Genomic DNA, 12,269 nt, shown 5'->3' on the forward strand with positions numbered 1-12,269 from the left:
GTTAAATTTCAAGCTAAGGCCGCCCGGATGTCGCGGGAAACCGACTCGTCGAGTCGGGCGATCATCTCCTTCCGGCTGTAGGGCCCGACCGGGCGCAGTGCGATCTCCAGCTCGGCCAGCCTTCGCTTGACGGGACCCTCGCTGATTCCGATGCCCTTCCCGATCCCCCTGATGCTGCGGAGATGGATGACGTACTGCTCGCGCAGCCAGACGTCGTCGAACGTGAGCGGGCGGCGTCCCGCCGTGACGGTGAAACCAAGTTCCTTGGCCCGCTCGATCACGATCCGGTAGGGGAGGCCGAACTCGACGGCGAGCTCACTCAGGGACTTCTTGTTCTCGTCGTACTCGCAGTTCAGGACGTCGCGCGTGAGGGCGGTGCGGGCCCGTTCGCGCATGCGCCAGCCGCAGAACTGTGAGGCGGGATCGTTGACGTCGTCGAATGCCCGTTCCCACGTGCTGAACGCTGCGGGGCTCATGCGATCGAGCTGTCCGGCCCGTCCGTGTTCAACCGGTGTGAGCAGCTGGTCTACCCGTGCGAAGACGGTGCCGGGGTCCTGGTGTCCGTCGACGGGGATGGCATCGAGTTGCTGCTGGACTCCGAGCAGGGAGTGATACGTGAAGAGGGTAAGAGATGGAGCGAAGGTCAGGTCGGCTCCGCAGACCCTGCTCTTCCGGGCAACCCTGTTGAGGCATCGCGCGGGGCGGTGCAGGTGGACCTGGCCCGGGACTCGTTGGCGTGGCGGGGTCCCGCAGCGGGGGCAGACGATGTGCAGAAGGGCCTGGTGGCGGCTGCAGGCGAGGGTCCAGGGCAGCCACCAGCGCAGTTTCCAGCACCCCTGTGTCTCGGTGAGGCACTCGGGGCAGAACCTGCAGCGCGGTGCGCGTTGGCCGAAGAGGTCGCCCGGGACGACGGCCTGGTCGAGGCGCCCGGGAGGTAGCGCGAGCCGGTGCTCGACCTGCCGCAGGTCGTGTTCGGTGAGACCGGTGACGAGCCTGTGGGTTCGGTCGATGCGTGGCAGGCCGAACGCGGAGATCAGCGCGGGCAGCGACATCGAGCAACGCCGGGCAAGTGTCTCGAGCCAGCTGTCCATGCTCTCGTCCGGAAGCGGTGCCAGCCGGATCGAAAGCGTCCGCGGTTCGCTCAGTTCGCCCATGCCGCAGCCCCTTGCGGCCGGCTGACGAGACGGCCCGAAGTGAGGGCTTGCTGGAGCTCTGCGCGGGCTCGCTCGGCCGCGCATTGTTCTTGACCTTGTCCAGCAGTGTCGTGTCCAGGCGTTCGACGCCGGTGCGTACGGCTCGCTGGCAGCCGCGGTTGATCAGCGTCATCAGTGAGCCGATGTGCCCGCTGCTGCGGGCGAACAGGTAGTCGGACAGGTCGTCGGCGAGCATTCCGGAGTACTTGTCCGCCAAGACGAGGCGCTCTTCGACGGCGAGCAGGGTGTTGCGCCAGTCGAAGCGTCCCTGCGCGGAGGTGATGGTGAACGGGGCCATGTCGAGGCGGGTGGTGCGGCGACCCGTCTGGGCGAGGATCGCGGCTCGGTAGTCGCTGCCCTCGCTGAAGACCCCTCGTTCTTCCAGCCCCACCCCGATCAGCAGCAGGGTGACGGGGAACTCGTTGGCGATGTACTTGAAGTGGTTGCTGACCTCGATGCCGGCCTGGTGCCTCCAGCGGAGAAAGTGCAGGTCATCGACGATCAGGAGCCGTGTCTCGGCTGTCAGGATGCTGTCCAGGGCGCGGTAGCCGAAGTCCGCGGCGGTGCCGCGGAAGCGGCCGGGGTGCTCGTAGTACTCAAGGATCGCCCGGTTGAAGTCGCGCATCCCGGTGTTCGCGGTGAGCCCGACGCGGCAGACCGGCCAGCGTTCCTGCCCGGCGTCGGTGAGCTCTCCTTCCTCCCGGATGACCCGGCGGTGGAGCTTCCGGGCGAAGGACAGCACGGCCGTCGTCTTGCCCAGGCCGGGAAAGGCATCCAGCGCGATACCGCCCTTGACCTTGTCGCAGTCCTGGTCGTTGCTGTCGAAGATGTCCCACAGGTCCTCGTGCAGGGCCTTCATCTGCGGGGTCCACACCGGAAAAGTCGTCCTCGACCCGGACACCGCGATCCAGCGGGCGATCCGCACCGTGTTCACGCTGTTCGACACCACCGGCTCGGCCACCGGCGTGGTCAAGGCGTTCAACCACGACCGCCTCACCCTGCCGCGGCGGATCCAGTCCGGCCCGGACAAGGGCAAGGTCGTCTGGGGGCCGATCGCGCACTCGCGGGTGCTGCAGATCCTGCACAACCCGCGCTATGCCGGGGCCTTCGTCTATGGCCGTCACCAGCACAAACCCACAGCGAGCGGGAAGAGCGCACCGGCTTTGCAGCCACGCGAGCAGTGGATCGCGCTGTTCCCCGATGCCCACGTCGGCTACATCTCCTTCGACAAGTACGAGGCCAATGAGGCCAGGCTGACCTCGAACGCCGTCGCCCATGGCAAGGACCGCCGCCACGGACCGGCCCGCGAGGGCCCGGCCCTGCTCCAGGGAATGACCCTGTGCGGGATCTGCGGACGCCGGATGACCGTGCGCTACCACCAGCGCAAAGGCGGCCTGGAGCCGGAGTACGTCTGCCAGGCCAAGGGCATCGAGTACGGCAACCCGATCTGTCAGCGCGTGCACGGCGCCGTGGTCGACAACGCCGTCGGCCGCCTCCTCATCGAGGCGCTGACTCCGCACGCGATCACCGCCGCCCTCGCGGTCGCCGACGAACTCGCCGCCCGCGCCGACGAGGCCGAGAGGCTGCGGGCCGCCGGTGTCGAACGTGCCCAGTACCAGGTCGACTTGGCCCGCCGTCGCTACCTCGCCGTCGATCCTGACAACCGGCTCGTCGCGGGCAGTCTGGAAGCCGACTGGAACACCGCCCTGCGCGAACTCACCCAGGTCCGCGAAACGTACGAGAGCGCCAGAAACGACGGTGGAGGTGTCCTCGACGACGCCCAGCGGGCCCGGATCACCGCCCTCGCTGGAGACTTTCCCGCCCTCTGGAAGGACCCCGATACTCCGATGCGGGAACGAAAGCGCCTGGTCAGACTGCTGGTCGTCGACGTCACTCTGGTCCGGGCCGACGAGATCGCCGTCCACGTCCGGCTGACCGGCGGCCAGGAGCACACTCTGACCCTGCCCGTCCCTCTGGCCTCCTGGCAGATCCGGCAGACCCCGCCCGAGGTCGTCGCCGCCATCGACGAGCTCCTCGACGACCACACCGACGGCCAGGTCGCCGCCATCCTCACCGAACGCGGCCACGTCAGCGGCACCGGCCACGCCCTCCGGCCCACGATCGTCCGGCACATCCGGAACAGGTACGGACTGCGCAGCCACCCCCAACGGCTCGCGGACCAGGGCATGTTGAGCCTGCGCGAGATCGCCCGGCGGCTCGGCATCGGCCTGAACACCGTCCAGGTCTGGCGGAACAACGGCCTGCTGACCGGCCGCGTCGCCAACGACAAGGGCGAGTACTTCTACTTTCCGCCACCACCCGACCTGGAACGGCCCAGGATCGGACGGCCACCGGGACCACGACCAGCACCAGCTGGAACACCCACCGAATTAGCCCAAGGAGGCGCAGTATGAAGCACGAGGTTTGTCCCGGCCCGTTCGCAGCCTCGCCGGCTGCACCGAGATCCCCATGCGGTGGCAGACGCTGGTCAGATGCGCCGAGAGATAGATCTTGCCGTGGTCCACGATCAACGTCTCCGGCACCAGCGACGGGCCCGAGGCGCCTGTGATCGGCCCGTGAACGGCCTCGGTGTCCACCAGCACCTCACGCGGAATGCCGTGATCGGGCCAGACCGCCTCCCGCGGCCAGCTCTCCGGAACGGGGCGAGGCCGGTAGGACTGGTAGAGGACGGCCGCCGCGTCAACGGCCTTCGTCGAGACCGGGGTGACGCGGATGCCGGTGATGCAGCGGGTGTACCAGTCCATCGCGACGGTCAGTTCCGCCAGCCACCGCAGCGTCACCGGATCCAGTGCGAACACGTCCAGCCGGGTGGTGTCCATCAGCACGTACTCACCCGGCCTCGTCGGCCGCAGCTTCCCGTAGACCCCCTTCGGGCGGTCAGCGATGTCCCGGTTCCGCTGCGTACTCAGCCGGAACGTCGGATGGCGGCGCTCGAGCTCCTGCATCCACCGGTAGCTCGCCGTGCGCTTCGTCAGCGGCACTTCCTGCGGCCCGAACTGGGCCTCGAGTCGGGCCTGCACCCGCTCAAGAACCACCTTCACCGACGGCCGGGACTCCTCCTGGTACTCGTTCAGGATGCCGACGGCCGCCTCGACCCACCGGGGATCGGCATGGCCCAGTCCGCCGTCCGGTCGCGCGGTCTTCGGCACCAGGCCCGCCTCGCCGCACTCGCGGAAAGCCCGTGCCCACCGCCGAACCGTCCGATCGGTGACCCCCAGCTCCGCCGCCTTGGCCGCATAGCGCGCCCTCAACGGCAGCCCAGGGAGGTACTGGGCGCGCGGTTCGTCGGGCCGCGGCAGTTCCTCGCTGCCGGAGCGGTAGCCGCTGAGCATCTCCCGGACGTGCTCGGCCCGCTCCAGAAGGCTCTTCCTCTCCTTCTTGGTCAGCCGATCGAGGACCACGGCCGCCACATCCTCATCGTCAGCGGCTGACGGCCCCGCGCTGCTGGGGATCACCTGAGCCCGTCCCGGACTCAGCAGTTCGCGTACCGACATACGTGCCAGTCGGTCGCGCCCGTCCTTGAGGACGACCTCCATCCCGGTGGCGAGGCTCGCGAACTCCACGACCTGGACCGTCTCGCCGTCCAGCCGGAAGTGCGTTCCGATACCCAGTTTCGCGCCGGCCCTGCTCATGCCGCCCTCCGCAGGACGTGCCCCGCGCTGAGCGGGCGGTCCAGAGCCGTCGTCACATGCCCGGACCACAGCAGATGCAGCACCGCTGCCTTCACCAGCGGCCGGGGATACGCCGGCACCAGCTGGAATGCCTCGCCCAGCGACATCCCGTCCAGTCCCACCACCCGCAGGGCGTTGACCAGTTCGGCGTCGAAGAGCCAGTCCCGGCGGTAGCCGGCCAGGAACCGGATGTTCTCCAGCAGGTGCGGGTCCGGCTCGCTCCACACTTCGTAGCGCCACCCGCGCGAGCTGACCGCGTCCCGGGTCCACGCGAAAGTAGAAGCGACCTCGGGCCTCTCCAGCCGGTGCCGCGGCTTGACGTCCACGACCACCGGGCCGTCATCAGCCAGCACCAGGTAGTCCGGGACGTGCTTGCGCACCCTGCCCTGCAGGTCTCTCTTCAGAAGGAAGGGCTGGGCGACGATGTGCCGCACCTCAGGGGCGAAGTCGGCGAACAGCAGCCGTCCCAGCTCCAGCCGCGACTCGTAGATCACGTGGTCGCGCAGGGTCGACGACCAGTACGTACCCGAGTAGTGCTTCTGCCCCTGGTGCCACCGGAAGGTCCGCCACGGCCGGGCGGTCCGCAGCAGCCCGAGCGCGACCGACGACCACTCCAGGTCCTCGGCAACGGCCTCGTCACCGCACCGGATACTCACCCGTACCGACGTCGCCAGCTCCGCTGTCCCCATCGGACCCCCACCCGCGTCGTGCCAGGCGGCCCGGTTGGCCGTCGACCGCTGGGTCCTGCCCCGGTCCGTACGCACAGATGGCAGCCGGAAGGCTCCTGTACACGAAGAGGCGAAGTACCAGCGCTGGAGGCATGTATCCCGCCCTCATGCCCAAATGGACATCACCACGCGGAAGAAGACACGAGATTCGGGACCCCACACCAGACACCTCTGATACACGAATTCCTGGCATCGCGCCCGGTTACTTGACGAGTGCCGGGTTTCCCAGCACCGCGACTCGGTCCCCAGCGATGTTGGAAACGTCGGTGTCGTCGCAGAAGATTCTTAGACGCAGAGCATTTTTGACTTTGATCTTCACGTTCTTACTCATGCCGCGCACCAACGTCTGCGTGCCCACGAGCTGGTCGTCCGCGTATACCGTGATCACCACTGTGCCATCGGCGGATTCGTCGGTCAGGCCCGCACTGTAACTAAGCCAGGACCATTCACGGTTTAGGTTGTACTCGTTCGGATAGCTTGTATTGCAGTAGTCACTTACCAAGGCGTCCGAGTACTTCTTGGTATTGACGATCGCCTGACCGGAGCTGAACGCAGAATAGTCGGGGCCGCCCAGCGTTGGCACTCCGGCAAGCGGCAGGCTTGTTTGTTCCGGGGGTACGGTGGGCGAGTCGGCGTCAGGTGAACTGTCGGTCGGCGAGGCCGTATCCGGAGAGGATTCCGTCTGCGGGGAGGCTGCGCCGCTTGGCGTTCCGTCAGCCTGCATCCCGCCATTTCCCTCTGCTTCACGGTCCATGAACCGCATCCCCGCGTAGGCCCCTCCGAGGATGATCGCCAAAGCCAATACGGATGCACCCACGATCCTGCCGCGGAGGCGTCTCGACGGTACCGGAGTGTCCGCTAAGGGAGGGGACTGTGGCAGGGGTGGTGCGGTAGGGGTGCGGTGCACAGTTGCGGCACTGTGAAGTGCGGGAGCGGCTGTCGTTGTGGTTCCGACAATGCGCCGCAGATCGCGCACCCATGTGGTGAGCGCGGTCGGCCGCTGAAGCGGATCTGGAGAGAAGATCGCGGCGATGCGGTTCTCGTGCTCCAGGTCCGGAGCTCCTGACCTGGCAAAGAAGGGCAGCGCGAGAAATGCCGCTCGCAACTCGTTGGCTTGTGGAGCGGGGGTGTCTCCGCTTAGCAGGAAGTATGCGATCGCACCAAACGCATAGCGATCGGTGGACGGATTGCGCGCCCCGGAGAAAACCTCGGGGGCGGCGTAGCCAGGCGTGAACCAGATTTCAGCTGTTCGATGGTCTGCTGCCAATTTACTTAATCCGAAATCAACCAGCGTGGCCTGTCCGTCAGTATCGATCATGACATTTCCTGGTGAAAGGTCCCCGTGGACGACGACCCGTCCCGAGGGTGTGGCCATACCAGAATGCAGATGGTCCAGCACCTCTGCGAGCTGCTCCAGACAGCGCATCGCTTCACGCCGTTCCGCCGGAGTCTGCACCTGGCGGTCGGCTCTCCAGTCCTGGAGATCTGTTCCGTCCACGTGGTTCATCACCAGGTAGAGGGCCCGCCCTGAGTCGGATCGGGCTTCACCCTTTCCGTGGGCGACAGAACCCTCGAAGTGTTCCCGCACCCCCACTACGCCCAGCCGATGAACGAATCTCAGCAGCTCGGCCTGCTCGCTCCATTTCGCGCTGATGCGGCCGAACTCTTCAGGGGAAAGGGTTTTCCGGGAATCCAGCACCTTCACCACGACGGGTTCGGTCGCACCCGCGAGCTCTATCTCGGCGAGGTAGAGGACTGCCTCACCTCCCCGGCCGATAGACCGCAGAAGCCGATATCGATCGGATGCCCCGTCAGGACCTACATGCAGATTCGAACCCACAACCAACTCCTCGCCTCACGTGCGTATCACCCGATCATGCCCGGCGTTGCGCGGTGCGTCTGCCCGATTGGCTTTCTCTGTTCAGTTGAGCCAAGTTGCCAGCCAGGTCGAACAGCTGGGGGGCATGCAGCACACAGGATCTGCGCGCTGCCAGGAGTTTGTTCGCCGCCGGTCTGGATCGGCACCCGCATGTTGTGGGCTCCCTCGGGCGTGAGTGACAGGCTGAGCATGCGATCAGCTGCCTCCCGGCCCGGCAGTGCTCTCAACCACGTCCAGTCGCGGCCCGGATGGGCACGGCCGGCAAGACCGGATGGGGGCCCTGCCCCCGTCCGTACGCACAGATGGCAGCAGGACGGGTCCTGTACACGAAGAGGCGAAGTACCAGCGCTGGAGGCATGGATCCCGCCCTCATGCCCAAATGGACATCAGGTGGACATCACCACGCGGAAGAGGACACGAGATTCGGGACCCCACATCACCACACCTGCCGCTCCGAGGCGGAGAAAACCGGACGCCAGCGACATGAATTCGTTGGCATTGTCGGCGCTCGGGCTTCCGCTCTCGCACGCCGAGAGCACCGCGAGCCGGATCTCGCCCAGGCCGATGCGAAGAAGGTCGCTCAACCGCAGCAGCCCCTCGTCGCCGGGGCGCGCCGGATTGAGCCGGAAGTGGCTGCTCAGCGGCTCTTCGTGGTTCACCCTCGCATGACTGGCGATGTGGACGACAGCCGGAGCGGGATCTTCGGACATGGTGCGGACGAGCGCCTGCTCGACGGCCTCAGGCGTCGCCGCGTCCTCGGCGAACGTCTGCCTGTCGACGAAGTGCTGTGCGGCGGCCTTGAATTCACCTTGCACTCCTTCCTCGATCGCACTGTCCCAGAAGGCCACCCCGATGTAGCGGTCGGGCAGGCCGTGCGACGTGACCGAGGACAGGGAGGCGGCTCTCGCCCGGCACTCGCTGAGAATGCCGACGGTCGGCGCGTAGGAGATGACCGCTTCATGAACCAGTGATCGCCGCTCACCATCCGCCCGCCTGCGCACCGAGGCGGCGTGCAGCGGCAGGCGGCTCAACTGCCCGTCCGGGAGCAGAACAAGCCGTCCGGGCCAGCCTGCGCAAGGCATGACGGGCTCCATGACGGCCGTGCCGATCTCCTTGAGCACCGCCTGCGCCTCCTCCCTGTCGCCCGCATGCGCTGCCGCGTCCCACCGCTCCCTCCATGCCACCACCGCGGAGCCGGTCATCCTCGGCAGGGGGAGCACCTCGGTCTCCACACCGTCGCTCCCGCCGGCCCGGACGAGCACCGCGAAGCCGGCAAGGTCGGGCCCGTAGCCGTCCTCGGCGGGAGGCAGGTGGGAGAGGTAGCACAGAGGCCCTTGCGCAACCGCATCGGCCAGCGGGTCCCGGGAACTCGGGCCCTGAACTCCCGTCGCGGCGAACTCCGCGCGCAGCGCGCGCTGGTCGTCCTGGGCACGCAGCACCTGGTCCCGGAAGAGGCTGCTGTCCCCCGTCGTGCTGGAGCGGATCCTCACGGCCCGCTGGTCGTCTCCGCGCTCGGCGAGTTGAAAGGCCTCCAGTTCGCCTAGGCGCCGGGCGAGGTCCCGTGCGCGGGCAGCGATCCCGGGATGACCGGCCGCCTCCAGCGCCGACGCCTGTTCCTCGACGCGCGAGAGTCCCAGTGCCTCCCGCCTCCCGCCTGCCGCCCGGCGAGGGTCGATGGAGCACTACGTCTCGGGTTCATCACCCAGCAGTAGTTCCCTGAAGCCTGATTCATCGATGTCCGGCCTGCGGAGGCACCACCCGTTGGCCCAAGGGGCCGGTTCGATGCGCTGGAAGCTGACCGTGAAGTGCTGCCCGGGCAGCTCGACATGGAACCATCGAGCCAACGCGACCGCGTCGTCTGCCTGACCCTGGATCGTCACCTCGGCCCCTTCCCGGGCGGTCACCACTTCGATGGTGCACGCCGGGTTCCCGTCGGCCTCGAGGACGATGTACGTGCATCGAGGCGTGTCCTGCGAGGTCGGCACTTCGGAGAGGCTCACCGTGCGACCGGGCCGGGCCTCCCGGATCGCAGCGGCCAGATCCTGGAGGGAGGGCAGGTGGCTCTCGCTCACCGCCGCCCGCACATCCCTGCACGTGATACGCACGAACAGCACGACAGCGCCGGGCGAGGGCTGCGTCGCGGGCTCGTCCGCCTCGGGCGCGGCGGCGGACGGCTCCGGCATGTCCGCCTGGCGGGGCCGGGTGAAGACGCGCTGCCTGACATACGCTTTTCCGTCCGCCAGGTAACCGGGCACCGTGACGAACTCCGCGACCCCCTCGGCGTCGCATCCGCCGTGCGGTTGCTGGCGTTGCGGGTCCAGTTCTTCACCGGGGGCCAGGGTCGTGTCCCAGACGATGGTGTGCCCGGTCGCTTCGGCCTCGGTCCGGATCTCGCCGGCCAGTTCGCAGGCCCGGCGGAGGCGGTCGGGAGGTACCTGGTGACCGGAGTCGAGCAACTGCCGGGCGAGGGTGTCCGCGTCGGGACACGGGCCGTCCGCGCAGAACAGCCGCCGTGCGATGTGCCCGATGAGGCCGGCCTCCTTCCGCGCGTCACCGGTCGCGGATGTGGTGGCGGCGATGTCCACGAGAACCTGGTCGGCCAGCATGTTGATCTTGGTTCGGATGTCCTGGTGATCGAGGTACGGCGCCGGGACCAGCCGCCGCTCCTGCGTCCTGGCCCTGCTCAGTGCGTCCAGTCGGGTGTCGTGTTCGTCCATTCTCTTCTTGACGGCGTGGAGTTCGGTATCGATGTACTCCCGCAGCTCCCGGTTCTCCCGCGCGAGTTTCTTGAGTTCCGCCTGGACGCGCTTCCAGTACGGCCCGATCAGGATCTTCCGCACGTCGAAAAGTTCGGATGCCGCCCCTGTGTCCCCTTCGCGGGACGAGTGATGCCGTTGGCCGTCGTCGCCCTGATGCATGGTCATGTCCGCTCCCCCGCCCGCTAGTAGCTGCTGTCAAAATGCAGCGTGGTGTCCAGCTCCGCCCCGGTATGGGTGTTCACCGCGTGGGCGGTGATCTCGGAATCTCCGAATCCCAGCCGGATCTCGATCTTTCGCTCGTTCAGGGGAAGAGACATGGCCTCCCCCAACTTCACCCGGAGTGTCCCGATCTCCTCGCAGCCCTCGTCGTCGACATAACGCGGGTGGGCGGCGAGCGTGCGGAAGAACCTGAAGGTGATCGATTCCTGGTCCGGCTGGAGGGGAACGAACGGCGACGGACCACTCGTACTGCCGGTCTCGACGGTGTCACCGACACCCACAAAGCGGTGGAACCGGTCGTCGCACATCAAACGGCCCCCGTGGCCCACCAGGCGCTTGCCCTCCGGATCCCTGGCCTCGTCGAACGGCAGTGCTATGGCGCAGCCGTAGGTGTAGCGACTGCGCCGGGCGATGATGAGCTCGGGGTCGTAACCGAGCAGGACGGCGCCGCGCAGGACCGCGGCCACGGCGTTCGTGGTCCGCACGAGGGTCACTTTGTCCCCGAAGTGGGAGAGCAGGCGCTGGCGCAGATACTGGGCTCCCGACAGGCCGCCGACCAGGAGCACCTGCTCGGGGCCGTCCGGTGCGCCGTCCAGTTCCCGCATCACGGCGAGCTGCTGGTCGACGAGTTCGGCCAGATCCCTCAGCACGCCGTCGAAGAGTTTGCGTACCTCCTCGGTGGTCACCACGATGCGCGACGCCGTGCCGCCCGGGCGGTCGGCCAGCCCCCTGCGGACGTCGTCGGTGAGCAGGTCGTGCACCTCAGGAGGCAACGTCACATAGACCGGCTGGTCGATCGAGAGCTCTTGGTTGTCGCCCCGGGTGGCGGTCACGGAGATCTTTCCGCTCTCCCAGAGCTGCATGATCTCCAGGAGGATGTCAGGACGCTCACGGCCTATGCGCTCCACCACCTGACGGCCTCCGAGCCGGTCGGCAAGGATGTCGTTGACGAACGCCTGGTTGATGTACTCGGACCCCAGCTTGCCGCCGGAGACCTTGCCGATCTCGACGAGCCGCCGACGGTCAACGTCCGCGGTGCCCACCACCCGGTACGCCGTGATGTCGACCGTGCCGCCGCCGCAGTCGACCACCATGAACCGGCTGCCGGCCCGGGTGATCTCCGCCGTGGCCTCGTCTCCCCGGGCCGCGATGACTCTGGCGAGATGGATCTGGCAGTACAGTGCGGCCGCCTCCGGTTCCCGGGCCAGGATGAGCCGGTCGTGATCGGGCGGCATCCCTGCCTCCACCGCCGCGTCGCGCATCAGCTGCTTCTCGGCTTCGTCCCAGATCGCCGGAATGGTCACGCACCACCTGATCTGGCGCTCCAGATATCCGCTGACCTCGACCTCCTCCTTGACGATCGCGTACATCCGGCGCAGCGATCCGACGACGAGGGGATAGGCCTTCGCCGGGGTGTCGATCGTGGTGCCGGCGATTCCGAGGACCGGTGCCCCTGCGGTGGTGCCGGGTTTGAGGGCCATCTTGAAGCCGTGGGCGTAGGTGTGGTCCGTGTGCGCCCCGGCCCGTGCCAAGGCCGTCCAGTCCAACAGGGCACGGTGGCCCCAGGCGGTGGGCTCGCCGGACGGGCCGAGGAGCACGGTGGTCAGGTCCTTGGGGTAGTAGTCGCCCCTGCTTCCGTCCCACTGCTCCTGGATCTGCGTCAGACGGTCCAGCCCCCGGGGGCCCGGTCCGTCCTCGTCTCCGACTTCGGCCCAGGCGTATCCCGTGCCGTGGGTGCCGAAGTCGATGGCGGCCACGATCGGATACTGGCTGATCATCGAATTCCCCCTCCGATGGTC

General features: G+C 67.6%; 8 protein-coding genes and 1 pseudogene. 1 reads left to right on the forward strand and 8 read right to left on the reverse strand.

Going from position 1 to position 12,269, the window contains the following annotated elements; genetic code table 11:
- Nucleotides 1–8: 8 nt before the first annotated feature.
- Nucleotides 9–1,154: a TniQ family protein gene (locus tag OG293_RS03200; RefSeq protein ID WP_405997215.1), complete on the reverse strand. Its 1,146-nt coding sequence runs from the start codon at nt 1,152–1,154 to the stop codon at nt 9–11.
- Nucleotides 1,155–1,641: 487 nt separating this feature from the next.
- A pseudogene (locus OG293_RS03205) lies at nt 1,642–2,052 on the reverse strand (AAA family ATPase); the annotation flags it as partial.
- Between OG293_RS03205 and OG293_RS03210 the strand changes: the two are divergent.
- A complete protein-coding gene (locus OG293_RS03210; protein ID WP_405997216.1) occupies nt 1,985–3,607 on the forward strand; it encodes a recombinase family protein in 1,623 nt (540 codons plus the stop codon). The pseudogene OG293_RS03205 and the gene OG293_RS03210 overlap by 68 nt on opposite strands.
- Here OG293_RS03210 and OG293_RS03215 read toward each other — a convergent pair.
- The 6 genes from OG293_RS03215 to OG293_RS03240 all read right to left on the reverse strand — a co-directional run bounded on the left by OG293_RS03215 (nt 3,584) and on the right by OG293_RS03240 (nt 12,248).
- A complete protein-coding gene (locus OG293_RS03215) occupies nt 3,584–4,846 on the reverse strand; it encodes a helix-turn-helix domain-containing protein (protein WP_405997217.1) in 1,263 nt (420 codons plus the stop codon). The two genes, OG293_RS03210 and OG293_RS03215, sit on opposite strands and share 24 nt — an antisense overlap.
- The gene (locus OG293_RS03220) at nt 4,843–5,574 is read right to left on the reverse strand and encodes a TnsA-like heteromeric transposase endonuclease subunit (RefSeq protein WP_405997218.1); all 732 of its coding nucleotides are present in this window, start codon (nt 5,572–5,574) and stop codon (nt 4,843–4,845) included. Before OG293_RS03220 ends, OG293_RS03215 begins: the two co-directional genes overlap by 4 nt.
- A 241-nt stretch (nt 5,575–5,815) precedes the next feature.
- Nucleotides 5,816–7,453, reverse strand: coding sequence for a protein kinase domain-containing protein (locus OG293_RS03225; protein WP_405997219.1), 1,638 nt, complete (start codon nt 7,451–7,453; stop codon nt 5,816–5,818).
- Nucleotides 7,454–7,878: 425 nt separating this feature from the next.
- Nucleotides 7,879–8,982, reverse strand: coding sequence for a CHAT domain-containing protein (locus OG293_RS03230; RefSeq protein WP_405997220.1), 1,104 nt, complete (start codon nt 8,980–8,982; stop codon nt 7,879–7,881).
- A gap of 192 nt (nt 8,983–9,174) precedes the next feature.
- Entirely contained in the window at nt 9,175–10,416 is a 1,242-nt protein-coding gene (locus tag OG293_RS03235; protein WP_405997221.1) for a hypothetical protein, read from the reverse strand.
- A gap of 17 nt (nt 10,417–10,433) precedes the next feature.
- The gene (locus OG293_RS03240) at nt 10,434–12,248 is read right to left on the reverse strand and encodes an Hsp70 family protein (protein ID WP_405997222.1); all 1,815 of its coding nucleotides are present in this window, start codon (nt 12,246–12,248) and stop codon (nt 10,434–10,436) included.
- Nucleotides 12,249–12,269: the final 21 nt, after the last annotated feature.

The sequence above is a fragment of the Streptomyces sp. NBC_00829 genome (genome assembly GCF_045161795.1).
Classification (GTDB): domain Bacteria; phylum Actinomycetota; class Actinomycetes; order Streptomycetales; family Streptomycetaceae; genus Streptomyces.

What these genes read in the sequence shown, in the direction of transcription:
- OG293_RS03215 (WP_405997217.1), bottom strand. Translation starts at nt 4,846, where the DNA reads ATGAGCAGGGCCGGCGCGAAACTGGGTATCGGAACGCACTTCCGGCTG.
- OG293_RS03220 (WP_405997218.1), bottom strand. Translation starts at nt 5,574, where the DNA reads ATGGGGACAGCGGAGCTGGCGACGTCGGTACGGGTGAGTATCCGGTGC.
- OG293_RS03200 (WP_405997215.1), bottom strand. Translation starts at nt 1,154, where the DNA reads ATGGGCGAACTGAGCGAACCGCGGACGCTTTCGATCCGGCTGGCACCG.
- OG293_RS03240 (WP_405997222.1), bottom strand. Translation starts at nt 12,248, where the DNA reads ATGATCAGCCAGTATCCGATCGTGGCCGCCATCGACTTCGGCACCCAC.
- OG293_RS03235 (WP_405997221.1), bottom strand. Translation starts at nt 10,416, where the DNA reads ATGACCATGCATCAGGGCGACGACGGCCAACGGCATCACTCGTCCCGC.